A 22,787-nucleotide genomic window follows, 5' to 3' on the forward strand; every position below is an offset into this window, starting at 1 on the left:
CGCGCCCGGATGCTGGAGGACCCCGACGGGGCCATGCGTGTGGCCCCCAGGAAGGGGTGGCGACAGCCGTTCGCCGGACGGGCCGCCTCGCTCCTGCGGCCGGAGGTGTTCCGGGCCGACACCGCGCGGGCCGCGGGCATCTATCCCTTTCTGCACGCGGGCAGCCTGCCGCCGCTCGGCGCCTACATGGGCTGGAACACCCTGACCGCGCAGGCGTTCTCCGCCCACCCGGCGGCCTGGGTGGGCGAGGGGCTGTGCACCAACCCCAACGTCATGATCACGGGCATCCCCGGCAGCGGTAAGAGCGCCCACATCAAGGCCCTCTGCTTCAGGCTGATGGCCTTCGGCCAGCGCACACTGATCGCCGGCGACGTCAAGGGCGAGTACCGGCAGCTCTGCCGTCATCTGGGCGTGGAGCCGGTCCGGCTCGGCCCCGGACTGCCCGGCCGTCTCAACCCTCTGGACGCCGGACCGCTGGGGGAGGACCTCCACAAGATCACCGATCGGGAGATGCTCCGTGCCCGGCTCAAGGAGATCCACCGCCGGCGCCTCACCCTGCTGAAGGCCCTGCTGGAGCTCCAGTTGCGGCGCAACCTCCTGCCCCAGGAGGAGGAGTGCCTGGACATCGCGGTACGGGAGGTGACGGGGGAGCTGGCCGACGCCGACGAACACCGCCGGGAGGTTCCCACCCTGCCGCGTGTCTACTTGGTGCTGAAGGACCCCACCGAGCGCATGGCGCGTGAACTGCGGGTGCGCGGCGAGGACGTACAGACCGCGCGGGAGCAGATGGCCTCCATCCGTTCCGCCCTCGGTGGCATGATCCATGGCCATCTGGGAGGTCTGTTCGACCAGCACACCTCCATCTCGCTGGACTGGGACGCGCCGATCCAGTCCGTCGACATCTCCGCCCTTGAGCAGTACGGGGACGAGACCGTGGCGATGGTGCTGACCTGCGTCTCCTCCTGGGCCCAGGCCGCCATCGACCGTCCCGGGCTGCCCTGGATCGTGGTACGGGACGAGCTGTGGCGGCAGATGCGCAGCGGAGGCGCCGCCATGGTCCGCAAGATCGACGCGGACCTGCGGCTGTCCCGTGCGACAGGCACCATCCAGGTGCTCGCCACCCACCGTCTCAGCGACCTCGAAGCGGTCGGCGCGGCCGGCTCGGAGGCCGTCGCCATCGCCAAGGATCTGATCGCCTCCTGCGAGACCCGTGTCCAGCTCGCGCAGGACACCAAGCCGCTCAACCTCACCCGCGAGGCCATCAGCCTGACCGACGCCGAATGCGAGCTGATCGCGTCCTGGGGCGCGGGCCAGCGCGGCCGGGCGCTGTGGAAGGTCGGTCGCGGCGGCGGCTCCCACGCGGTCCAACTGATGCTCTCCGCCACCGAGAAGCGGCTGTTCGAGACCGACGAGAAGATGGTCGTGTGAGGGGCCCTGAAGAGCTCATCCCCTTCCGGCTCAGGCCTGGACACCGGCCTCGCGAATCCCGCCAACGCTCGTCGGGCCAAAGGGAGTTGGCATGTGCGAGCCCGTCGTCCACGACCAGTACGTCCTCCGTACGGGTGGTTTGCACGATGAACTTCTTGTCACTCATTTGAGTGCATGGGTCACTCTTAGTGGTGCCGGTGGCCACAGTCATCGTAGTGCGTCAGCACGAGATTCATCGCTGCTGCTGAGGCCGTTGCCCGCTGGGGACTTCCCGCGCCGCGAGTACGCGCACGCCCCATTTCCCTCTACGAGTCGGAGGCGGGCTCATGTCCTTGACGGTGGCAGAAGTGGCCAGAATTCTGATAGTGCTGACGGTCTTTCTTGTGGCGGCACACCTGGGCGGGTACGTCTTCGCGCGGCTGCGCCAGCCGCCGGTGATCGGTGAGATCGTCGGCGGGCTGCTGCTCGGGGGCAGTGCTCTGGGCCTGGTCGCCCCGTCGGCGACCGACTGGCTGGCGCCGTCCTCCAGCCCCACCGCCCATGTCCTGGGCGGCGTCTATCAGCTCGGCATGATCCTCATGGTCTTCCTGGCCGGTCTGGAGATGTCCCGGAGCAGCCGGGGCGTGGAGCGCAGGACCGTTCTGTTCACCACCGTCAGCGGCTTGGTGATCCCGTTCGCGGGAGGCTTGGTCATCGGCAGACTGGTGGATCCCGACGATCTTGCGGGCCCGCACGGATCGGCCATGAGCATCTCCCTGGTCCTGGCTCTGGCCATCGCGGTGACCAGCATCCCGGTCATCTCCCGGATCATGCTTGATCTGGGCATCTTGAACAGCCTCTTCGCCAGGACGATCCTCACCGTCGCCGTCATCGAGGACGTCCTGCTCTACATCGTCCTGGCCGTGATCCTCGGCATCGCCCACATCGAGGCGGACACCGCCTACGGCCTGCCCGCCCTGCTCCCCGCCGACTTGATCGGCTGGGAGGTGGCCTACTACACGGCCGCTTCGCTGCTGTTCTTCGCACTCCTTCTCCTGGGGGGCCGGGCCGCGTTCCGAGGGCTGGTCTCAGGTCCCCTGAGCGTGCTGGAGCGGCACAGCCCGGCGGCGTTCCGTCTGATGTTCCTGTTCATGCTCTGCCTGTGCTGCCTGGCTCTGGGAATCGATCCGGTCTTCGGCGCACTGATGGCGGGCATCGCCATGGCCGACCGGGAGGAGGCCGGGGAGGTGAGGGAGGCGGCCGGGTCACCCGGTCTGGACTCGGTACGGGGATTCGCGCTGGCCTTCTTCGTGCCGGTCTACTTCGCTCTCGTCGGCTTCCGCCTCGACCTCGTACACGACCTGGACCTGCCCTTCTTCGCCTGGCTGTTCCTTCTGGCCTGCGTGATCAAGTTCGGCGGCGTATGGCTGGGGGCCCGCCTGTCCGGCAGGAGTGCGTCGTGGTCAGTCCACTTCGCGGTGGCGATGAACGCCCGCGGCGGCCCCGGCATCGTCCTGGCGACGGTGACCTTCGGCGCCGGGGTGATCAACGAACGGTTCTTCGTGGCGCTGGTGCTGTTGTCCGTCCTCACCTCGCAGCTCGCCGGAGCCTGGCTGATCCGGGCGCTCGCGAAAGACCCCGGCTTCGAGAAGGCGGCGGTTCGCTGAAGCCTCAAGAGGCCGACCGTGCGCCTCCACCGGTCTCTGGCCGGTTGCTCCGGCCGGGCTCGCGGCAGTGCGGAGAGCTCCCACGCTGCCGGCGCCGATGACGATCTGGTGGCGGGCCGAATCCGGTGGTTCCCGGACTGTTCGGCGATCGCGTGCCGGCTCTCCCGCACTCCGTTCGTCCTGTCATGGTCACGCGTCGGCGCGCCCGACGTACTGGCGGCACTCTCCGGTGAAGACCGCGGCGAGCTCGGCGTCGATGATCGACGTCGAGAGCTCTGCCGCGGGCACCCCGTTGGCCCCGGCGGGATCGCGGTAGATCTGCATCGCGAGCCCTTCCGTCACGGCGGTGAGGCGGATGGCGGCGGGCCACGGGTCCACGTCCGCCTCGACCTCGCCGCACTCCTTGCCGTTGTGGACAGCCTGGGCGATGTCCTCGCGCAACCGCTGTGCCGTCTCGACGTCGACCGTGGCGAGGGCGGGGGCGTCCAGCGCACGGCCGGCGAACGCCCTGGTGACCCGGAATTCGGTGCGGCGGGTCTCATCCAGGGGGATGAACTCGGCCAACACCCCGGCCGTGACCCGCGCGATGGGCCGCCGGTGCTCGATGCCGGCCCGGATCCGTTCCTCGGCCCGGAGCCGGATGCGTGCGCTGACTTCGTTGAACGCGTGAAGCAGCATCTCGTCCTTGGTGCGGAAGTAGTGCTGCACCAGCCCGACCGACATTCCGGCGGTGGCGGCCGTGCGGGCGACAGTGACGGCGTCGAGCCCGTGTTCGGAGATGAGCTCGCAGACAGCGGCAGCGATCTGACGTCGGCGTCCTTCATGGTCTGCGGTCCTTGGCACTTGATAACCGTATCAGTGTACGGTAAAAACCGTATAGCCATACGGTTATCCATCACCTCCCTGCGACCCTGCGAGGAATCCCGATGCGCATCCGCCCACGGCGCTCCGCCGCGAGAACGGTGATCCTGCTGTTCTGCCTGCTCCTCTGTGCTGCGATCACCCCGACTGCCCCAGCCACCCCGGCCGCCTCAGCCACCCCAGCCCCCCCGGCCGCCCCGGCCGCCTCAGCCTCCGCGCGGTCCGACCGCTACGCCGCGATCGACGCCTACGTCCGGGACCGGATGGAGGCCACCCGCACACCCGGAATCTCCTACGCGGTGGTCGGGCCCGACGGCCCGATCCACCAGCGGTCCTGGGGGACCGACGGGCAGGGCGAGCGCGTCACGGCCCGGACGCCGTTCCTGTGGGGTTCGGTCGCCAAGCCGATCACCTCGACCGCTGTGATGACCCTCGTCCAGGACGGACGGCTCCGCCTGGGCGACCGGATTGTCGACCACCTGCCGAGCTTCCGGTTCGGCGGCGCCGAGCACGCGTCCAGGGTGACGGTCCGCCACCTGCTCAACCAGACCGCCGGCATCCCCGAGTCGGCCACCTTCAAGGTCGCCGACTGCTTCGACGCTGACTGCCCCCGTCCCGCGGAGCGCGTGGGTGACCTGGACGATGTGCAGCCGCTCGGCCCGCCCGGCACCAAGTACGCCTACACCAGCGCCAACTACCTCGTCCTCTCCGCCGTGGTCGAGGCCGTCACCAAGCGTCCCTTCGCCGACTACCTCAAACGGAGCGTGCTCGACCCGGCGGGCATGGACGGTGCCATCGTCGACCAGGCATCCGCCCGGCGTCGGAGCCTCCCCCCGGGGCACCAGCTGCTTTGGGGCAAACCGGCCGCGATCGCCGACGGCGTGGACAACCACGGCGCGAGCTACGGCTATACGGGCGGCGACCTGAGCGACCTCGCCGCCTTCGCGTCGTTCCAGCTCCGCTCCGGGAGGACCGCCGGTGGCGACGCCGTCCTCACCCCCGAATCCGCGCAGATGATGCGCGAAGAGGGCAAGCTGCGGCCCACCGGCGCGGGAACCGGCTACGGGATGGGCTGGCGGGTCGGCGGCCTGGACGCGCCGCTCGACGACGCCATCTGGCACACCGGTGCGACCCCCGGCTACTCGGCGATGCTGTTCCTGCTGCCGAAGCAGAACATCGCCATCGTCGTTCAGCAGAACCTGCACGGACTCCTCCACGACGATGCGGTCATGCAAGTCGGCTTCGGCGCTGCCCGCATGCTCGCGGGTGGGTCGGCGCCGAGCGGCGCATCCGCGTCCAGCTACTACATGACCGTCTGGGGTACCACCGCCCTGGCCCTGGCCCTGATCCTGGCTGCCGGCCGCTCCGCCCTGCTCCTCCGCCGCCCGGCGACGCACTCCTCTCCGCTGCGCCGTACCGTCCTGACTTCCCTTTGGTGCCTGGCGGGCGCGTTGCCCTGGATTGCCTCGGCGCTGCTCGTCAGCCGAATAAGCCTGGGCGAGATGATGAATTGGGTACCCGATACCTTCATCGCCGTGTGTGTCGCGGCGACGGCCGGTGCGGCGACCATCGTCCTCCGCCTCATCCTCGTGATCCGCGCCCTCCGCGCCCCCCGCGCCCGACCGGACACCGGGCGGGGATCACCGTTCGGGACAAGCGCGACGGCCCGCCACACGTAAGGCGAGGCCGGAAGGCCCGCGTCGACATCGGCGGGTGACCGCCGGGTTGACCGGTTCCGGCGTGAAGGTGCGGCGCGGGCCGCACCGGATCGACGAAGCTCTCGCCGATGCCAGCGATCACGCGGGTCTCCATGGCCGGGGGCGCCGCCCGTGGTGGCCGGACCGGCTCGCGCGGCTAGACGCCGGAACGGCAGGGGGCAAAAGTTTTCACGCAAAATGTGTTAACAGGATGGGTGTCTTCTGCTAACAATGCTGCCCAGTGCCGTTCGCGCCGACGACTCCCAAGGGACGTCCGCCATGCCTCCTCCCCCCGCCAGATCACCGACGCCGCCCTTGAGCCCAGGTCGCGGGCCGCACGCCCTGGCAGGCGTTCCGGGTGGGGGCAGCTGACCGCCATCGGAACCGTCATCGTGGTCCCGATGATGCTCGTCGGCCTCGCCGTACGCCGGTGGCTGGTCACCGGCCTGACCATGGGAGCCGTGACCGGAGAATGACCGCCACCGCCCTGCCCTCGCACCTCCCGTCCACGATGCGCGCCGCCGTCCTGTGCGCCCCGGAAGAACTCCAGATCCAGGAACGCCCCGTACCGCGGCCCGGCCCCGGCCAGGTCCTCGTCCGTATCGAGGCGGTCGGCATCTGCGGCTCTGACGTCCACTACTACCGGCACGGCCGGATCGGCGACTTCGTCGTATCCGCCCCCCTGGTCCTCGGCCACGAACCCGGCGGAACCGTCGTGGCCCTCGGCCCCGGGACGCTCCGCCACCAGGTGGGACAGCTCGTGTCCCTCGAACCGGGCGTGCCCTGCGCCCGCTGCGCCCAGTGCCGTCAGGGCCGCTACAACCTCTGCCCCGACGTCTCCTTCTACGCCACACCCCCGGTCGATGGCGCCCTGTGCGAGTACGTCGCCGTGGACGAGGACTTCGCCCACCCCGCGCCGGCCCCGCTCACCGCCGAGACCGCGGCCCTGCTGGAGCCCCTGTCCGTGGGCGTGTGGGCGTGCCGCAAGGGCCGCGTCGGCCCCGGCTCGCGGGTCCTGGTCACCGGCGCGGGCCCCATCGGGCTGGTCGCCGCCCAGACGGCCCGCGCGTTCGGCGCCACCGAGGTCGTCGTCACCGACGTCGCACCCCACCGCCTGGACCTGGCGCGTCAGCTCGGCAGCACCGCGACCGTGGACGTACGCTCCACCCGCCTCGCGGACACCGGCTTCGAACCCGACGTCCTGCTGGAGTGCTCCGGCGTCCCCTCCGCCGTCGACGAGGCGATCCGCACCGTGGGCCGGGCGGGCCGGGCGGTGCTGGTGGGCATGGGCGGCGACTCCATCTCCCTGCCGCTGGCGCACGTGCAAAACTTCGAGATCGAGCTCACCGGCACGTTCCGGTACGCCAACACCTGGCCGACCGCCATCGCCTTGGCGGCCTCCGGGGAAGTGGAACTGGGCCGGCTGGTCACCCACCGCTACGGTCTGGAGGAAGCCGAGCGGGCACTCACCGCGGGTGCCCGGGACCATGCGACGATCAAGCCACTGGTGTGTCCGCAGCCGAGGTGACCACCGCCCGGAGCCGCAGGGGAAGGAGAGCCACGTGCCGGCCAGGACACGGCTTTCCCAGGCCGCCGTCGAGCAACGCCGGCAGAACGTCCTGAGATACGTCGTCGAACACGGCGAGATCCGAATCGACGACCTCGCCGCCCGGTTCGACGTCAGCCTCATGACCGTTCACCGGGATCTCGACGATCTCGCCGGGCGCCGCCTGCTCCGCAAGGAACGGGGGCGGGCGGTGGCCTTTCCCGCTCTGACCATGGAGACCGCCACCCGCTTTCGCGAGAGCGTCGGCCTGGCGGCCAAGACCGCCCTGTGCGCTGCCGCGGCCCGGTGGATCCGACCCGGCAGCACAGTGCTCATCGACGACTCCACCACCCTCTACCCCCTGGCCGGCATGCTGGCCGGAATCGACCAGCTCACCGTGGTCACCAACTCGGTCGGCCTGGCACAGCGTTTGGGGCCCCTGCCCGGTGTGGACGTCACCCTGCTCGGCGGCCACTACCACAGCGATTACAACTCCTGCACCGGGCCGGAGGTCGCCCGCGTCCTGTCCCGGATACACGCCGGCCTTTCCCTGATGTCCGCCTCCGCCGTCCTCGAAGGGCGGCTCTTCCACCCCGTTCGGGAGTATGTCGAGGTCAAGGAGGCCATGCTGGCCTCCATCGACCGAGCCCTGCTCCTGGTGGACCACTCGAAGTTCGGCAAGACCGCCACGCACGCGTACGGCACCGTCACCGCCTACCACTCGGTACTCACCGACACCCTCACCCCCGACGAGGAGATCACCGCCATCCGTGGCCTCGACACCCCGGTGGAAATCGTCGACCCTGGCGAGCACCCCTCGTGATACCGCGGCTGTCCGGGACACCCAGGACCTGCCGGGAGGATCTCGGCGAACCTTCCGAAGACGCGTGTCGGCGCCCGGCGCGGACGAGAGGGACCACACCAGCAGGTGCGGGATGTGCGGGCGGACGGGATGGTCGTCCTCGACCTGGTCGTCGGCGAACCCGGCGGCTCACGGTCTCCGCCTCGCACCCGGGGCCGCAGCGGGTGGGGATACGGAGAGGTCAGGGCAGCGGGGGCCCGGCAGCCGGATGATGAAGCGGGCGCCGCCTTCCGGCGCGTGAGCGGCTGTGAGCGTGCCGCCGAGCTTGTCGACCAGCTGTGCCGCCAGGGCGAGGCCGAGGCCCGCGCCGACCGGTCGGCTGGCCCGGTAGCGCTGGTGGAGCCTGCCACGTTCGAAGGCCACCCGGAGGTCTTCATCCGTCAGACCGGGACCGCCGTCGCGCACCGAGAGCGCCACGTGACCACCCGCGTCCCGCTCTCCGGCGCCGGGTCCGGCGTCCGTCTCCTCAGCGAGCGCTACCACCAGCGGCGCGTGTGGCGCGACGCGGCTCGCGTTCTCCATCAGGATGTCCAACACCTGCCGCAGGCGTACCGGATCGGTGTGCAACGTCACGGAACGCGACGGCAGTTCGGTGCGCAGCTGAGTGCCGGTGCCTTCCAGGGAGGGACGCCAGGCGGTCACTGCCGCCGCTGCCAGTGCGGTGACATCGACCTCTTCCCGTTCGACGGCGAAGTCGTCCGCCTGGAGACGGGCGAGTGCGAGGAGGTCGGTGACGAGCCGTTCGAGGCGTTTCGCCTCGGTCAGTACGGTGCGCCCGGCACCCTGCGCGGTCTCCGCGTCCGTGGACAGCACGCCGTCGGCGAGCGCTTCGGCGTAGCCGCGGATGGTCGTCAGAGGGGTACGCAGTTCGTGGGAGACGGACATCAGAAAGTCCTGCTGGCGCCGCTCGCTGATCTCCAGCGCTGCGGACAACTCGTTGAGGGCGCTGGAGAGTTCGCGCACCTCCACGGGCGGAGTCAAAGGCATGCGGCAGCCGCGGTCGCCCTGCCGTATACGGTCCGCCGTCCGTGCCGCCTGCCGCAGCGGCCGGGACAGCCGCCTGGCCAGGAACACCCCCGCGAGGGCACCCGCGAGCGCCCCGGCGGCCAGAGCGAGCGCCAGCCGCAGTCCGAGCGTCTCCCCGCGGGCCGCGGAGACCCGCTGCGCGAGCACGACGCCGCTGGCTCTTCCGACCGGCCGGGCCTCGAAGAGCACATCCTCGCCGTTCCGGGTGACACGGCTGTGCACGGGCTTCCCCTCGCCGAGCCGGCGCATCGCGGCCGGGGGGACCCAGGCGCGGTCGGGGGTGTGCGCATGTACGAGCGAGAAACGTATGCCGTTGCCGCGCATCAGCCGCCCCAGTTGCTGCACACCGGCGGGACGGCCCTCGCGCGCGGCGAGCATGGTCGCGGCCACGTCCGCTTGCTCGCGCAGTGACTCCCGCGCGTGAGTGGTCGCGGCCTGACGTATGAGCGGCACCCCCGCCGCCGCGGTGGCGAACACCGATACGAGTGCGACGAGCAGAGTGACGAGCACGGTTCGGGAAGTCATCCGGTCGGCGCGGCCGATCAGCGGCCACTTGGACCACCGCCCCGCGCCGGTGACCGGTTCACTCCTCCACGCTGTATCCGACACCGCGTACCGTCCGAATCATTCCTGCTCCCTGGCCCAGCTTGGCCCGTAGCTGCGCGATGTGCACATCGACGGTCCGCGCCCCGACATCGGACCGGTGCCCCCACACCGCGGCCAGCAGGTCGCTGCGTGTGCAGACCCGTCCCGGCCTCTTCAGCAGATGGGCGAGCAGATCGAATTCGGTGGCCGTCAGCTCCACGGGCCCGTCCTCCACGAAGACGCGGCGGCGCGGCATGTCGGCCTTCACGGGGCCGACGCAGCGGATCTCCTCGGCGACGACGCCCGAGGTACGTCGTAGCACCGCACGCACCCGAGCCACCAACTCCCGTGGGCTGAAGGGCTTGGTGATGTAGTCGTCGCCGCCCAGCTCCAGGCCGAGCAGACGGTCCACCTCCTCGTCGCGTGCGGTGAGGAACAGCACGGGCGTCCAGTCCTGCCGGCCGCGCAGCCGCCGGCACACCTCGGTGCCTTCCATGTCGGGCAGCATGATGTCGAGGATCAGCGCGACGGGCCGGTGGCGGCGCGCGGTTGCCAGCGCCGCCTCCCCGGTCGACTCGATGATGACGGAGAAGCCGTCGCGTACCAGATATGTGCGGACCAGCTCGGCGATGGCCCGCTCGTCCTCGACGACCAGTACGAGACCGCGGTTCTGCCCGGTCAGCTGTCTCTCTCCTCAACTGGTCGCGGCATTCCACTCATTCCCTTCCGGCGGTTCTCCACCAAGAGACGACTCTCCACCAAGAGACGACTCTCCACCAAGAGACGGCTCTCCACCGAGAGACGCCGGGCAGGGGCCGACCCCCTGCCCGGTGACCTCTACGCACTCCGGCGCACGGCAGTTCACTCGGGATCGGGAACCTGCGGTATTTCCTCCCGGCACTCCTCGCCCACACACCCTTGCAGCTTGTCCAGCCGCTGATCGAGGAACGTACGGACCTTCTTGTAGCCGGGATCGTTGTGGCGTGAGGTCAACTCGTGCGGATCGGACTCCAGGTCGTACAGCTCCCGGCCGCCCGCGCTGTAGCGGATGTAGAGATAGTGGCCGGCGCGGATCGCCTCGTACGCCGCGGAATATTCCTGCCCCCTGGGGGGCTTCCGCTTCTTCTTCCCCCGCGGCTCCAGGGCGGGCGAGGCGGGGCCGTCCATGTCGAGGTCCCCGGCTCCCGCGGCCCGCCCCGCGGAGACATCGTCGTTCGGCGGCCCCCCGGCCCGGGGCCTGCCGTGGCCCGGGGCAGCCACCGGTGTGCGGCGGGCACCTTCCGCGATCTCCTGAAGCACCGGCCTGTCGCTGCTCTTGCGGGGGTCACGCCCGTACGGCAGCAGCGAACGCCCGTCGAGCGCGAGGTCCGGGTCCGCACCGCCGATGTCCGAAATGGTGGCGGCCAGATCGACGTTGCTGGTGAGCTCCTTCGAGTGCTGCCCCGCTTCGATGCCAGGGCCGCGCACCACCAGAGGTACCTGTCCCGACGCGCCGTGCGGGAGGAACTTGCCCGTGGGCACGCGGTGTTCGCCGAAGAAGAATCCGTTGTCGGAGGTGAACACCACGTAGGTGTTGTCCAGTTGGCCGGTGGACTTGAGCGTGTTCATCAGCTTCTCCACGGCCTCGTCCACGGCCAGCAGCGATTCCATCCGTCCCCGGTAGCTCTCGGTGATCTCCTCGGTGGTCTGACTGTCCAGATTCGGGCGCTTCTGGAGGAACCGCGGCTTGTCCCGCATGTCGCTCTCGTTGTACGCGGGGTTCTCGGGCAGCTCCTCGTTCGCGAACTTGCCCTTGTGGCGGGGCGCCGGACGGGGGGCCGGCCCGACGACCGGACGCGGAGCCGGCCCGACGGCCGGACGCGAGGCCCGCCCGGATTTCGGGTGGTCGTCCGAGCCGGCCTTCTTCCCGGCCTTCCCCTTGTTCCGGGGCTTCCCCTTCTTCCCGGGCTTCCCGTCCTTATCCTTCAGGAGCTCCCCGTGCGGTGCGAGAAAAGCGAGACTCAGGAAGAAGGGCTTGTCTCCTTCGGCCTTGCGCTTGATGAAGTCGACACCTTTGTCGCGGTACACATCGGTCTGATAGAGCTTCGGGTCCTCCTCGTCGGACTTCCCGTAGGTGTGCAGCTTCCCGTTCTCGTTGAGCTGGTAGCCCCACATCCTGTACGTGGTCGGGTCCACCGAGCCGCGCCATTCGTCCCAGCCGGGCGGCACGTGCTTCGGGTCCTTTTTTCCGTAGCCGTTGGGGTACTTGCCGATGTGCGAGGTGGCGTAGCCGGCCTTCTGCATCCACACCGGCAGCGTCTTCTTCTCGTTGAGCTTGTCGTAGCCACCCTGCGGGACGGAGTTGTGCCGTACGCCGTTGTTGTGCGCGAACTGCCCGCTCAAATAGGTCGATCGCGAGGTGCAGCACAGAGGCGACGACGGGTGGAAACGGTCAAAGGTGACGCCCTCGTCGCCCAACAGCTTCCGGGTCTTGGACAGGGCTCTCATCGATTCGAGCCACTGGTCGTCGGTCATCACCATCAGCACGTTGGGCCGCTTCTTCTTGCCCTGCGAGTCGTCGCCCTGGACGCCGACGCACCCGGTGGCGGCCGGCAGCAGCAGAAGAAGCAGACCGAGCACAGCGGTCGGCACGGCGACGACCGGGCGTCGGCGCCTCCCCGTTGTCCCCTTCTCGGTCCTCGCCGCGGCTTGCGCGGTGCTCGTGGTCTTCATGGGCCCAGTGTCCGGAAGGAATGTTCGAGGAGTGTGAAGCCCGCGTACGAATACGCTCAGTTCTCGGCGGCCGGCTTGTCGTGCCGTGCGACCCATGGCGGCCGGGCATCGTCGGCGAGCGTCAACCAGAGTGGGCACGGTGCCCGCCCCGTATGCGGAGCGTGGCACCGTGCCCATGACGAGATGGGGGAGAGCCCGGTCAGTCCCGGTACATCCGAGGCGCGTACGCCGTGGGGCTGAGGCTGGCGGCGGCGAAGTTGTCCTCGACGGCGGCCCGTTCACTGGCGTCGGGGTTGGGGTTGGTGCACGAGGTCCCGGCGGAGGCGCCGGACATGAGGCTGCTGCACGGCCCTGGCTTCATGTCCGGGAGCCCCAGGATGTGGCCGAGTTCGTGCGCGGCGATGCGGATGGTGTCGTGGCCCTCGTCCACCGCCTGACGTCCCATCCAGACGGTGCCGTTGCCCAGGCTGGTGGTCTGGGCGCGCGGCCAGCCGTCGTCCGCGAGGATCTCGATGTTGGCCCGGTCGCCCGATCCGGCTGGTTTGAGTTGGACGTTCGCCACGCTGTCGTTCCAGACCGCCGCGCCGCTGTCGACGGCGTCGACGAACTCCGCAGCCCCCGTCGCGTCGTACGTTAAGACGACCGCGGCGGCGTGCGATGGGGGCGCGGGTGCGGCGGACGCCTGGCTGACGGTCCAGGGCAGAGCCACCACGAGCATGGTGATCAGTGCCCGCGCGGCGTTTCTGAGTGTCACGGTGATCCTCCTGTGGGGGGGGAAAGAGTTGAATCATGCTCATGACATACGCATGAACGCATCTGCCCCGCCCGCACCCGTGCCAATCCATCCGCGTGCGTCAAGTGGGCGGACAGCGACCCCCGTCGATCGCGGGCCCTTCGTCCCACCGGCAGTGTTCAATGAGAACGGCACCGCCGTCAGCGTCATCGAGGACCACTGACGCCCGCGCCGGCCACTACCCGGAGTTGGCGCTGAGCGTCACAGCTGGCCGCGAGGCCGCACTCGCGACGAGATGATCTCCGCAACGTGTGGACCGCTGTTCGCGGCGATCGGCGATCGTCCACGTGCTGGTCAGCGGCTGCGCCCGGCGGGCTCTGCCGCCGTGCTTCGGCATACCGAAGTCGACCGCTCACCGCCGGTTTCCTGACCTGGTCGAGAGCCAGTGTCCGGGGTCGCCTGCATGAGGCCGTGCCGCACCGGCTCGGACACGGTCTTACTCGGCTTCGGTGTCGAACGCCTCTCGGGCGCGCTCGATCTGCGGCATGTGTGCGTCGGCCCATTCGAGCAGGACGTCGATCGGGGAGCGCAGGGTCTTGCCCAAGGGGGTGATCCGGTACTCCACGGCGACCGGACGGGTCGCCACAACCCGGCGTTCGATGATGCCGTTGCGTTCGAGCCGTCGCAGCGTCGCCGTGAGCGACTTCTGCGTCACCGCGGGGACCGCGCGTCGAAGTTCGTTGAAGCGGCATGGGCGCTCGCACAGTTCGTTGAGCACGCTCAGCGACCACTTGTCGAGTACCTGGTCGAGCAACTCGCGGTGCGGTGTGTCGATACGCAGCTCATTGGCACGTGGGGTGGCGGTATCCCGCATGAAACCAGGTCTCCTTGAAGTGTCCTCCGTCAACTAGGTATCAATAGTAAACCGATTGTCCTGCTGTAGAGGAGAGACGATGCCTGTCACCCGCTTCACCCCTGACGGCCTTCAGCCGCACACGCCCTACCACCACGTCGCGGTAGCTGTCGGGTCGCGTCACATCCATATCAGCGGTCAGATCGCGCGACTGGGCGATGGCACACCGGTCGCACCTGGTGACCTGAGCGGGCAGGTGGCGCAGGTGTTGCGCAACACCGCCCGCGCCCTCGCCGGAGCCGATGCCTCCTTCGAGGATGTAGTCCGGCTGACCTTCTACGTCACCCAGTGGGCGCCGGAGAAGATCGGGCCCTTCATGGCCGGGATCGAATCGGTGGTCGAGGAGCTCGCCCTGCCCCAGCCCCTTCCTCCGGCATCGCTGATCGGCGTGGACTATCTCTTCGAACCCGACGTGCTGGTTGAACTGGAGGCAACCGCGATCTCGCAGTGAGCACTGCTTCACCGGCGCAGCTCTGACCGCCTTCCGCCGACTCGACGAACTGGTCTCGAAGTGACCGCACAGCGGCTCGAACCGGCCGCGTGGTCCTTGCCAGCCACGTCGTTGAAACGAGATCAGTGGTGAACCAGATCAGCGTTGAACCAGATCAGTGGTGTCGTCGCTGCGGTTGCGAAGGTGCTGCGCGAGACGCGGTCGTGCGGCGGTCGGCCCACGAGCCACTGGGCCGGCGACCGACGACGCTGGAGGTCGTCGTACGTCGCTGCCGGTGCCGCGGGGGCGGTCCTGCTCGCGGTGGGCGGCGCGTCGCAGGCCACGCGCGCTGAGCGGAGGGGCCATGACCGCAACGGCCTTCGACCATACCGAGGAGTCGGAACGCAGCTGCCGAGTGAGTCGGTCAGCTTGACCATCAGTTCGCGGCCACGACGGCACTCAGCGAGGTCATCGCGCTCGGACGGACGCTGAGGAAGAGAGCCGACGACGTGCTGGCCCGCTTCGGCCGGCCAGGCACGTCCAATGTTCCGACGGAGGCGATCGACGCGGCGACAAAGCGGCTCCAGGGAGGGCGGCTTCGCCGAGCTGCTGGAGGTGCACACCAGTAGCTCGGCGGCTTCACCGCCGGAATCGGCCTGACGTGGACGCCGTCACGCCGTCACGCCGTCACGCCGTCACGCCGTCACGACGGACCGAAACCCTCAATAGTCGGCGCACACCGGCTCGACCGCTCCCCGCAGGGCGCGCTCGTGCAGACGGTCGAGGTCGTGCTGATGAGCGGCGGACTTCTCGGCGAGAACAAGGGAGACCCGGCACCGAAGAGTTCCACCACGCAGATTCTCCGTGGTCGCGAGCTGGTCGATGAACTCGCCCGTGATCCGGTCCAGTTCCGGCCGCACCTCGGTGGCCAGGTCGGGGCGCTTCTTCGGCGCCAGTTCCGGGTGCTCCGTCCAGAGCTCGTACAGACCCTGCTGTACGACCTTGCTCATCTCGATCTGCGCCCGGAAGAACTCCACAGTCTCTCGCGTGTCAAGACCGGATTCGATGGCGAGAGCCTTGGCCTGGTCAAGTACCTGCTGCTCCCGTTCCGGGTCCTCGATCGGCGTATCAGTGCCGAACTTGGCCGCCGCGACCTTGTCGGCGAGCAGAATCCGCTCAGCGGCGAGGCCGACCAGCGGTGTCAGCTCGCTGCCCGCCGCGACATGCCGGGAAGGCGATGCCGACGCGGGGGCAACACCGACCGCCACCGTTCCAGCGGTCACCAAGGAGGAAAGCCCGGCACGGAACAGCCGGGAGGAGATGCCTTGAGTGAACATTGAGAACTGCCTTTCTCGCAGATCATGTACTGCGCCCCAACCTGGTTGTCGAGCTCCGAGCGCACCGCCTCGGCGACGGACGGTGAGCCTGCCGCTTTCGTGGGGGTCGGTCGGCGTGGGGTCGGTCGGCGTGAGGGTAGGTCGGCGAGGGGCGTCGGTGAGCTGGGTCCCCATGACGGGGAGCAGGTCGAGTTTGTCGGCGCTGTCCGTGCCCAGTGCGGGGTGGTTGACGCGCTTGCGGCCCCCGGCGGACCGCGACCTCGTGCTGGGCCCACAAGGCAGCGAACTCGGGTGACATGACTTTGCCGTTCCGCTTGTTGCCCCTGCCCATCGTTGTCCCCGCGATGCCGAACAACATCGGTGTACCGGCGAACGGGCACGAACCCGTCCAGCAGCGGGGATCTGTCAGGCGGCTGCGCGTTCGTCGAGGGGGCGGCGGCGCAGGCCTGTGGTCTGTAGGGCGGGTGGGGTGTAGTTCTGGTCGAGGGTGCCGATGTCGGTGCCGGGTGGGACGATCTCGTCGATGCGGTCGAGGAGGTCGTCGTCGAGCCGGATGTCGAGGCCGGCGAGGAGGTCGTCGAGGTGGGCCATCGTGCGGGGCCCGATGATGGCGCTGGTGACGCCGGGGTGGGCGATGGTGAAGGCTATGGCGAGGTGGGTCAGCGGCATGCCCGCTTCCTCGGCGAGGGGGATGAGCTGCTCGACGACGTCGATGCGGTGCTCGTCGCTGACGTGCTTGACGAAGCCCGCGCGGATCAGGGTGTTCTCCTGGTTCTTTCGCACGCGGCCGGTGAGCAGCCCCTGCGCGAGCGGCCCCCACACCAGGGTGCCCATGCCGTAGTGCTGGGCGACGGGCAGGACTTCGCGCTCGATGCCGCGGTTGAGGAGGGAGTAGGGCGGCTGCTCTGTGTGGAAGCGCTCCAGATTCCGGCGCTCCGCGACCCACTGCGCCTCGACGATGTCGGAAGCCGGAGTGGTGGACGAGCCGATCGCACGGACCTTGCCGCTGCGGATCAGGTCCGTGAGCGCGGAGAGGGTCTCCTCGGTGTCGGTGGTGGGGTCCAGGCGGTGGATTTGGTAGAGGTCGATGTGGTCGGTCTGTAGGCGGCGTAGCGAGTTCTCGACTGCCGTCATGATCCAGCGCCGGGAGGTGCCGCGCTGGTTGGGGTCCTCGCCCATCGGGAGGCCGAACTTGGTCGCCAGCACGACGTTGTCACGGCGCCCCTTGAGGGCCTTGCCGACGACTTCCTCGGAATCGGCGTAGGCATCGGCGGTGTCGAGGAAGTTGATGCCTGCGTCCAGCGCCTTGTGGATGATGCGCGCCGACTCCTCGGGCTCATTGCCCATGCGGGTGGCGTACATCAGGGTGCCCAGCGCGTAGGGGCTCACCTTGATGCCGGTGCGGCCCAGGGTGCGGTACTGCATGGGAGATCCTCCTGCGTCGTGGCAGGCCTCGGTCGGATGCCCTAGGCTGCCGTGTACCGGAAAGCCGTTCCATATAAATATACGGAAAGGCTTTCCGGTTGTGCAACTGGAGGCATCATGGCCGATACGTCAGCGGGTGGAGCACCGCGCCGCAAACGCGTCGACGCGCAGCGCAATGTCGACGCCCTCATCGCGGCGGCGGTGACCGTGTTCGACACCTCTGGTGTCGATGCGCCCGCCAGGGAAATCGCGGACCTCGCCGGAGTCGGAGTCGGGACGCTCTACCGGCACTTCCCGCTCCGTTCCGACCTGGTCAAGGCGGTGGTGGAAAGCGGGATCGACGCTGTCTCCGCCCTGGGCCCGCAGCTCAGCGCCACCCAGAAGCCGGCCGACGCCCTGGCCGCGTGGCTGCGCCGGTACACCGAGTTCCTCGGAGCCAAGCGGGGACTTGCCCCGGCCCTGCACTCGGGCGATCCGGCCTACAAGGAGCTGCCCGGCTACTTCCTGGAGAAGGTGGGCCCCACGCTCGCCGTGCTGCTCGAGAACGCGGCGGCTGCCGGGGTCGCCCGCGACGACGTCACCGCGCATGACGTGCTGTACGCCATCGCCAACCTGTGCATGCCCGTGCCCGTCGAGCAGCCCGCGTATCGGCACCAGCGCATGGTCGCCGTGCTCATCGACGGCCTGCTCACCCCCCACGGGAGCGTGGCGGCGCCACCGGAAGACTGACGCCTGCGTACGGCGAAGACCGACGCCTACGTACGGCACTGCCACAGCCGCAACGAGCATTCCGGCCCTCGGTTCCGGCTCCGTCCGCCCTCCGTTCGTCACGGGACGATGGGCCAGGTCACGCCCGTGAGGTCGGGGATGACGCGGTCCGCGTCGGCGAGCGCCGTTGCGGGCTGGGTGACCGTGACGGCCACGCAGAAGGCCCCGGCCTTTCGTGCTGCCGTGACGCCGGCCGGGGCGTCCTCGAAGACCACCGCATGCTCGGGCCGGGTGCCGAGCAGGGTGCAGGCGAGCAGACAGCCCTCCGGATCGGGCTTGCCCCGCTCGACGTCATCGGCGGTGACCAGGGCGTCGAGCAGGTCGAGCACGCCGAGCGCCGCCAGTTCCTTGTGCGCGTACTCCTTGGTGCCGGAGGTGACCACGGCCATCGGTACGCCCGCGGCGCGCAGCCGGGTGAGCAGGTCGACGGCGCCCGGAACGGGTCTGGCGTGCGGCATGTCGGGGCGGGCGGAGTAGGCCAGCGCCTCGGTGTAGAGCCCCTTCGCCGTGCGCCCGGGGAAGGCGGCCAGGTGCGCGCCGATGGCCTCCTTGCCCGGCCGCCCGGCGAAGGCGTCAAGCGTGTGCGGCTCGACCGGTACCCCGTGCGCCGCGAACAGCATGGCCCAGGCGGCGCGGCTCCTCGGCTCGGTGTCCACCAGGGTGCCGTCCAGATCGAACAGCGCGACCTTGTCCACCGCCGTTGTGTCCGTCGTGTCCGTCATCGTCGTCACGTCATCTCTCCCAGTGTTCCCGTACGTACATGGCCCTCTTCGGCGGTCGTGCCCGTCGCGCGCAGCGCTGCCACGGCGGCGCACAGCGCGAGCGCCGCGAAGCCCGCCACCACCCACTGGAGCGCGTGCGCCGCCGCGGCGGCTCCGCCGGACGCCAGCGCGAGGTACCAACTGCCCAGCGCCGCCACCCCCAGCGCCCCGCTGATCTGCCCGTTGGTGCTGATCACCCCGGACAGATCGGCGGCGTAACGGCCCGGGACCGCGGAGGTCATGTGTGCGATCAGCGCGTTGTTGCCGAGCCCGAGGCCCAGCCCGCCCGGCGCCAGCAGCAGGAAGAGCAGCGGCCCCGAACGCTGCCCGGCCAGGAGGTACGCCCACACCCCGGCGTAACCGGCAGCCAGCAGCAGACAGCCGACGACCGGCACCATCCGCCGCAGACGCTCCGGCACGCGAGGCAGCACGGGCCCTGCGAGCCCGAACGCGGCCACCCAGGTCAGCATCGCCATGCCGGAGTACTCGGGGCTCTTGCCCAGGCCCTGCTGGAGGTAGAGCGCCAGTACGAACAGCAGCGCGAAGTACGTCGAGACGGTCAGCCCGAACGCCACCAGGCCCCAGCGGACCGAGCGCGTGGCGACCACGGCGGGCGCGACGAGCGGACGTCCACCCCGGGCGGCCAATCGGCTCTGGTACAGGGCGAATCCAGCGAGCACCGGTCCACCTGCCCCCAGACAGACCCACGCCCACCACGGCCACCCCGCGTCGCCGCCGAGCACCAGCGGAACGATCACCAACAGGACACCCACCGACAGCAACCCCACGCCGCGCAGGTCCAGTTCGCCCAGCTGCGGCCCCTCTGCCGTACGCACGTCCCGGGGCATCCACCGCAGCGTGGCCAGGACGAGCAGTAGCCCGAGCGGCACGTTGATCAGGAAGATCGGACGCCAGCCGCTCCCCCACAGGTCGGCCGAGATCAGCACACCGCCGAGGAACTGCCCCGCCACGGCGCCGCCGGACAGCGCGAGCGCGTAGTAGCCCAGCGCGCGGGCACGCTGCTCGGGGCCGGGGAAGTGCGTCTGGATACCGCTGAGCACCTGGGGCACCATCAGCGCGGCCCCCACGCCCTGCACGACCCGGGCGACGACGAGGGTGGCGGGGCCCGGCGCCAGGCCGCAGGCGAGGGAAGCGGCGGTGAAGACGCCGAGCCCCCACAGGAACATCCGGCGCTGCCCGTGCACGGCGCCCAGCCGGGCCCCCGTGATCAGCAGGACGGCGAACGCAATCACATAGCTGGAGACGACGAGCGCGACCTGTGCGTCGGTGGCCCCGAGCCGTTGGTGGATGGACGGCGCGGCTGTGTTGACGATCGCGACGTCGACGTTGGCGAGAAACTGCCCGGAGAGCAGCACACCCAGCAGGACCCACCGCTCGCCGGGGGTGCCTTCTTCCTCCGGGCAGTACCTCGCGCCGGCGCGCCCGGTATCGGTGACGGTCTCCTCCATGGCTCCACTGTGCTGGGTGTCCCGGAGCGTGACCGGCGGAATTCGGACGCCGCGTTCGCTGACAGTTTCAGCCTCGTACGCGGGGCTCCCCCCGGGGTAACCATGGCTTCTGGCAGGTGCCTGAACTCATCGCTCCTGGTCAGAAATCCCCCGACAACAGACTGCGCCAGATCCATCCCTCTTCGAGAATGGTGCTTCGCACGGGCCGTTTCATATCCGCACTGTCGAAGCTGAACGACTCCTGCAACCGGCGACGGCCATCGGGACCTCGCTCGACGGTCCAGTCCTTGGACAAGGACCTCCCGGGCCCCCGGCTCGCCTGATGCCCGATCTTCATCCGGGGCGGGTCCCCGTACCAGGTGATCTCCCGCTGTTCCTCGATGGCCCGGACCTCGCGCTCTTCGGGGAAGAAACGCATCCGGATCGTCAGGGTGCGTGTCAGCTGACTCAGACTGAAAAAGTGCCGGAAGGCCGGCTCCGCGAGCCGCCACTCCGCCACGAGGTCGGCGCCCTCGGGGGCGCCGTCGCGTACGGCCCAGGGAACGTCCGGGCCGTTGAGGCCGAACAGGGCGGCCTTCACCTCTTCCACGGGACACGGCTGCACACCCGCGGCGGGTTGCTTCACCTCTTCCTTGAAACCCGGCAGACGCAGCAGACGAAACAGACCCATCACCCCACCGTATGAGTCAGGCAACTATCGGCCCAAGGGGAGGGGTCGCGGCGGCGCACGGAGCCGGCGGAGTACCGCTTTTGCTCGGCAGGATCGCCGAACGGGAGCCGCGCGTCGACCACCAGGCGCCCACACGCAGCCTGCGGCGCCGCCTGCTACTGCCCCGAGAGGTCTGTGCGTTCGGCGAGACGCGTACGTACTCAGCCGACTGAGGCCACCCCGTATCGGGCGGGGCCTCGAAGTTCCGGTTCATCACCGGCTACGTTGAAGAGCGCCCGGTGCGGCTCTGGTTGCTCTGCCGTCAGACCGCGAAGCGCGGCGGTGACGGCAGCCAACGCCGTCTGCTCGACCTCTGCGCGCTCCAGGTACTTGGGGAAGCGGTGTCGGCGCAGCGTCCGACGGAGCGCGGGAACGGTCATGCCCACCGCCGACCAGAGGCCAGGGCTCGCCCAGGTCTTGGACACGGTGGTGAACCACCTCGCTCCAGAGCTGCTCGGACCGGTCGATGCCCCTGGATGTGCCAGCCGGGCGCGCACCCTGTCTGCCGGCCAGGCGTCCGCTGCGGTTTGCCCGCATACCAGGTGCGGGGGAAGGCGCAGCGTACGGGGAGCAGCTGCGAGAGCGAGGAATGCCTTGTCCAAATCGTCAGGTGGTGCAGTGGTGCTCGTTGAGTCCACCGCGCGGCAACGCGTGGCACGGCGCTCGAGTCGCCCGGCTCGGTGGCCCGCGCGGCGGAGCGCAGCTGCCGCCGAGTGACGGCGCCCCGTTTGGCCGAGGTGAGTGCGCGAGTCAGGACTCGACGGGAATGTGTCTTGCATGACATCGCTCACAGCATGCGCCTCCCAGGGGGACGCGCATAGAAGGCGCTCCTTCTGGCAAAAGCACGGTCTTGACCTGCGGCTTTCCATGACATGGACAGCCACAGGTTGGTGCCCCCGGCAGGAGCCGCAAAACATGGCTGGTCGTGCACGCGGCGCTGACCTGTGCATTTGCGCCGTAGTGGCGGTGGAGGGGCGGACCCGGCTGGTGCCGCTGGCCTGAATGTGAACAAATAATCGAATAGGTCCAGTGCTCGAAGCGCCTCCGGACAGGTTCGACGCAGATGGGAACAGTCCGCGGCGGGGGCGGCACCCCTGAACGCCCCCGACCCCGCCACCTTCCACGGCGGCGAGGCCGGCTACACCGGCTACCCCACCCACATCGCCTGAGCAGAGCACCCGGTACCGGGGGGGGAACGTCTCTCTCCCCCCCCCCCCCCCGGGCACCCAGGCACGGCTGCGACACACCAGCCTCACAATTGACGAGGCACCAGGGGGCGGCGGGCCGCCGCCGAGCGGAATTTCGATGCACCCCTCGTTGTCCCGGCTGCCATCCACGGACCGAGGGCCCCTGCCCGCGGAATCACGCCTGCGGGGCGGGCACCGGGAAGAGCATGCAACTGCTGGTGGCGTGGGCGAGCAGTCGGTCCGTCGCGTCGACCAACTGCGCTTGGGCGAGAGCGGTTTGGCGGCCCTTGCTGACGACCGTGCCGATGGCGCGCACCGGGCCCGTATCCGCAGTGACCCGCCGCAGGAACTTCACGGTCAGGTCGAGCGAGGTGTATGCCATGCCCCGCGGGAGGGTGGACTGAACGGCGCAGCCCGCCGCCGAGTCGAGCAGAGTGGCGAAGATGCCGCCGTGGACGCTGCCGATCGGGTTGTAGTGCTCCTCGCCCGGTGTCAGCGAGAAGGTCGCCCTGCCGGGCTCCACCTCGTCCAGGGCGAAGTCGACGGTGTAGCTGATCGGCGCCCTCGGCAGCCGCCCCGCCTGCACCTCGCGCAGGAAGTCGATGCCGGCCATGCGCCCGGCGGCCTCCGCCGAGATCGCGGGATCGTCCCAGTGATACGTACGCGTTCGCCCCACGGTCCAGCGCCCTTCC

General features: G+C 69.6%; 20 protein-coding genes and 3 pseudogenes. 10 read left to right on the forward strand and 13 right to left on the reverse strand.

Translation table 11 applies throughout. The features are described from left to right. Nucleotides 1-9: 9 nt before the first annotated feature. On the forward strand, nucleotides 10-1,428 hold the full coding sequence (locus tag OHB04_RS27370; protein ID WP_405807355.1) for a type VI secretion protein: 1,419 nt from the start codon (nucleotides 10-12) through the stop codon (nucleotides 1,426-1,428). A 326-nt stretch (nucleotides 1,429-1,754) separates the two neighbouring features. Then, the gene (locus tag OHB04_RS27375) at nucleotides 1,755-3,074 is read left to right on the forward strand and encodes a cation:proton antiporter (RefSeq protein ID WP_326808516.1); all 1,320 of its coding nucleotides are present in this window, start codon (nucleotides 1,755-1,757) and stop codon (nucleotides 3,072-3,074) included. Nucleotides 3,075-3,263: 189 nt separating this feature from the next. On the opposite strand, the gene OHB04_RS27380 is transcribed toward OHB04_RS27375, so the two are convergent. After that, the gene (locus OHB04_RS27380; protein ID WP_326690306.1) at nucleotides 3,264-3,917 is read right to left on the reverse strand and encodes a TetR/AcrR family transcriptional regulator; all 654 of its coding nucleotides are present in this window, start codon (nucleotides 3,915-3,917) and stop codon (nucleotides 3,264-3,266) included. Nucleotides 3,918-4,000: 83 nt separating this feature from the next. Between OHB04_RS27380 and OHB04_RS27385 the strand changes: the two genes are divergently transcribed. The 3 genes from OHB04_RS27385 (at nucleotide 4,001) to OHB04_RS27395 (ending at nucleotide 8,001) form a co-directional block, all read left to right on the forward strand. Next, on the forward strand, nucleotides 4,001-5,614 hold the full coding sequence (locus tag OHB04_RS27385) for a serine hydrolase domain-containing protein (RefSeq protein ID WP_326808517.1): 1,614 nt from the start codon (nucleotides 4,001-4,003) through the stop codon (nucleotides 5,612-5,614). A 490-nt stretch (nucleotides 5,615-6,104) separates the two neighbouring features. Next, the gene (locus OHB04_RS27390) at nucleotides 6,105-7,160 is read left to right on the forward strand and encodes an NAD(P)-dependent alcohol dehydrogenase (protein WP_326808518.1); all 1,056 of its coding nucleotides are present in this window, start codon (nucleotides 6,105-6,107) and stop codon (nucleotides 7,158-7,160) included. A gap of 34 nt (nucleotides 7,161-7,194) precedes the next feature. Further along, nucleotides 7,195-8,001 carry a DeoR/GlpR family DNA-binding transcription regulator gene (locus OHB04_RS27395; RefSeq protein WP_326808519.1) on the forward strand — a complete coding sequence of 269 codons (807 nt, stop codon included), beginning with the start codon at nucleotides 7,195-7,197 and terminating at the stop codon, nucleotides 7,999-8,001. A 168-nt stretch (nucleotides 8,002-8,169) separates the two neighbouring features. On the opposite strand, the gene OHB04_RS27400 is transcribed toward OHB04_RS27395, so the two are convergent. The 4 genes from OHB04_RS27400 to OHB04_RS27415 all read right to left on the reverse strand — a co-directional run bounded on the left by OHB04_RS27400 (nucleotide 8,170) and on the right by OHB04_RS27415 (nucleotide 13,117). After that, nucleotides 8,170-9,591: a HAMP domain-containing sensor histidine kinase gene (locus OHB04_RS27400; RefSeq protein ID WP_326808520.1), complete on the reverse strand. Its 1,422-nt coding sequence runs from the start codon at nucleotides 9,589-9,591 to the stop codon at nucleotides 8,170-8,172. 58 nt (nucleotides 9,592-9,649) lie between these two features. Beyond that, entirely contained in the window at nucleotides 9,650-10,333 is a 684-nt protein-coding gene (locus OHB04_RS27405) for a response regulator transcription factor (RefSeq protein ID WP_326809535.1), read from the reverse strand. A 179-nt stretch (nucleotides 10,334-10,512) separates the two neighbouring features. Then, nucleotides 10,513-12,363: a sulfatase family protein gene (locus tag OHB04_RS27410; RefSeq protein ID WP_326808521.1), complete on the reverse strand. Its 1,851-nt coding sequence runs from the start codon at nucleotides 12,361-12,363 to the stop codon at nucleotides 10,513-10,515. A gap of 199 nt (nucleotides 12,364-12,562) precedes the next feature. Next, nucleotides 12,563-13,117 carry a snapalysin family zinc-dependent metalloprotease gene (locus OHB04_RS27415; RefSeq protein ID WP_442814961.1) on the reverse strand — a complete coding sequence of 185 codons (555 nt, stop codon included), beginning with the start codon at nucleotides 13,115-13,117 and terminating at the stop codon, nucleotides 12,563-12,565. A 311-nt stretch (nucleotides 13,118-13,428) separates the two neighbouring features. Here OHB04_RS27415 and OHB04_RS27420 point away from each other — a divergent pair. Beyond that, nucleotides 13,429-13,582 (forward strand): annotated as a pseudogene (locus OHB04_RS27420) (transposase); the annotation flags it as partial. 10 nt (nucleotides 13,583-13,592) lie between these two features. On the opposite strand, the gene OHB04_RS27425 reads toward OHB04_RS27420, so the two are convergent. After that, nucleotides 13,593-13,970 carry a winged helix-turn-helix transcriptional regulator gene (locus OHB04_RS27425; RefSeq protein ID WP_326690312.1) on the reverse strand — a complete coding sequence of 126 codons (378 nt, stop codon included), beginning with the start codon at nucleotides 13,968-13,970 and terminating at the stop codon, nucleotides 13,593-13,595. A 79-nt stretch (nucleotides 13,971-14,049) separates the two neighbouring features. On the opposite strand from OHB04_RS27425, the gene OHB04_RS27430 reads away from it, so the two are divergent. The 3 genes and pseudogenes from OHB04_RS27430 to OHB04_RS27440 form a co-directional block, all read left to right on the forward strand. Continuing rightward, a complete protein-coding gene (locus OHB04_RS27430) occupies nucleotides 14,050-14,460 on the forward strand; it encodes a RidA family protein (protein ID WP_326690313.1) in 411 nt (136 codons plus the stop codon). Further along, nucleotides 14,429-14,750 (forward strand): annotated as a pseudogene (locus tag OHB04_RS27435) (hypothetical protein); the annotation flags it as partial. The gene OHB04_RS27430 and the pseudogene OHB04_RS27435, both read left to right, overlap by 32 nt. A gap of 144 nt (nucleotides 14,751-14,894) precedes the next feature. After that, nucleotides 14,895-15,038: pseudogene (locus tag OHB04_RS27440) on the forward strand (ISL3 family transposase); the annotation flags it as partial. Nucleotides 15,039-15,161: 123 nt separating this feature from the next. Here the strand turns inward: OHB04_RS27440 and aroQ are convergent. Together aroQ and OHB04_RS27450 are read right to left on the reverse strand one after the other, a co-directional pair. After that, complete coding sequence (gene aroQ, locus OHB04_RS27445; protein WP_326808522.1) at nucleotides 15,162-15,776, reverse strand: gamma subclass chorismate mutase AroQ; 615 nt, start codon at nucleotides 15,774-15,776, stop codon at nucleotides 15,162-15,164. 405 nt (nucleotides 15,777-16,181) lie between these two features. After that, nucleotides 16,182-17,201 carry an aldo/keto reductase gene (locus OHB04_RS27450; RefSeq protein WP_326808523.1) on the reverse strand — a complete coding sequence of 340 codons (1,020 nt, stop codon included), beginning with the start codon at nucleotides 17,199-17,201 and terminating at the stop codon, nucleotides 16,182-16,184. A 117-nt stretch (nucleotides 17,202-17,318) separates the two neighbouring features. On the opposite strand from OHB04_RS27450, the gene OHB04_RS27455 reads away from it, so the two are divergent. Continuing rightward, the gene (locus OHB04_RS27455) at nucleotides 17,319-17,930 is read left to right on the forward strand and encodes a TetR/AcrR family transcriptional regulator (protein ID WP_326690316.1); all 612 of its coding nucleotides are present in this window, start codon (nucleotides 17,319-17,321) and stop codon (nucleotides 17,928-17,930) included. Between the two features lie 98 nt (nucleotides 17,931-18,028). Here the strand turns inward: OHB04_RS27455 and OHB04_RS27460 are convergent, their stop codons facing one another. The 5 genes from OHB04_RS27460 to OHB04_RS27480 form a co-directional block, all read right to left on the reverse strand. Next, nucleotides 18,029-18,691, reverse strand: coding sequence for an HAD family hydrolase (locus OHB04_RS27460; RefSeq protein ID WP_326692936.1), 663 nt, complete (start codon nucleotides 18,689-18,691; stop codon nucleotides 18,029-18,031). A 5-nt stretch (nucleotides 18,692-18,696) separates the two neighbouring features. After that, nucleotides 18,697-20,199 (reverse strand): MFS transporter, encoded by a 1,503-nt coding sequence (locus OHB04_RS27465; RefSeq protein WP_326690317.1) that lies wholly within the window; start codon nucleotides 20,197-20,199, stop codon nucleotides 18,697-18,699. A 139-nt stretch (nucleotides 20,200-20,338) separates the two neighbouring features. Continuing rightward, entirely contained in the window at nucleotides 20,339-20,869 is a 531-nt protein-coding gene (locus OHB04_RS27470) for a hypothetical protein (RefSeq protein ID WP_326808524.1), read from the reverse strand. A 200-nt stretch (nucleotides 20,870-21,069) separates the two neighbouring features. Continuing rightward, entirely contained in the window at nucleotides 21,070-21,333 is a 264-nt protein-coding gene (locus tag OHB04_RS27475) for a hypothetical protein (RefSeq protein WP_326690319.1), read from the reverse strand. A 937-nt stretch (nucleotides 21,334-22,270) separates the two neighbouring features. Beyond that, nucleotides 22,271-22,771, reverse strand: a complete 501-nt coding sequence (locus OHB04_RS27480; protein WP_326690320.1) for a PaaI family thioesterase — start codon at nucleotides 22,769-22,771, stop codon at nucleotides 22,271-22,273. Between the last annotated feature and the right edge of the window lie 16 nt (nucleotides 22,772-22,787).

This window comes from Streptomyces sp. NBC_01775 (genome assembly GCF_035917675.1).
GTDB lineage: Bacteria > Actinomycetota > Actinomycetes > Streptomycetales > Streptomycetaceae > Streptomyces.

Coding starts and splice junctions, on each gene's coding strand:
- OHB04_RS27460 (WP_326692936.1), bottom strand. CDS start 18,691: ATGACGGACACGACGGACACAACGGCGGTGGACAAGGTCGCGCTGTTC.
- OHB04_RS27370 (WP_405807355.1), top strand. CDS start 10: ATGCTGGAGGACCCCGACGGGGCCATGCGTGTGGCCCCCAGGAAGGGG.
- aroQ (WP_326808522.1), bottom strand. CDS start 15,776: ATGTTCACTCAAGGCATCTCCTCCCGGCTGTTCCGTGCCGGGCTTTCC.
- OHB04_RS27410 (WP_326808521.1), bottom strand. CDS start 12,363: ATGAAGACCACGAGCACCGCGCAAGCCGCGGCGAGGACCGAGAAGGGG.
- OHB04_RS27470 (WP_326808524.1), bottom strand. CDS start 20,869: ATGGGTCTGTTTCGTCTGCTGCGTCTGCCGGGTTTCAAGGAAGAGGTG.
- OHB04_RS27375 (WP_326808516.1), top strand. CDS start 1,755: ATGTCCTTGACGGTGGCAGAAGTGGCCAGAATTCTGATAGTGCTGACG.
- OHB04_RS27455 (WP_326690316.1), top strand. CDS start 17,319: ATGGCCGATACGTCAGCGGGTGGAGCACCGCGCCGCAAACGCGTCGAC.
- OHB04_RS27450 (WP_326808523.1), bottom strand. CDS start 17,201: ATGCAGTACCGCACCCTGGGCCGCACCGGCATCAAGGTGAGCCCCTAC.
- OHB04_RS27400 (WP_326808520.1), bottom strand. CDS start 9,591: ATGACTTCCCGAACCGTGCTCGTCACTCTGCTCGTCGCACTCGTATCG.
- OHB04_RS27430 (WP_326690313.1), top strand. CDS start 14,050: ATGCCTGTCACCCGCTTCACCCCTGACGGCCTTCAGCCGCACACGCCC.
- OHB04_RS27385 (WP_326808517.1), top strand. CDS start 4,001: ATGCGCATCCGCCCACGGCGCTCCGCCGCGAGAACGGTGATCCTGCTG.
- OHB04_RS27390 (WP_326808518.1), top strand. CDS start 6,105: ATGACCGCCACCGCCCTGCCCTCGCACCTCCCGTCCACGATGCGCGCC.
- OHB04_RS27465 (WP_326690317.1), bottom strand. CDS start 20,199: ATGGAGGAGACCGTCACCGATACCGGGCGCGCCGGCGCGAGGTACTGC.
- OHB04_RS27425 (WP_326690312.1), bottom strand. CDS start 13,970: ATGCGGGATACCGCCACCCCACGTGCCAATGAGCTGCGTATCGACACA.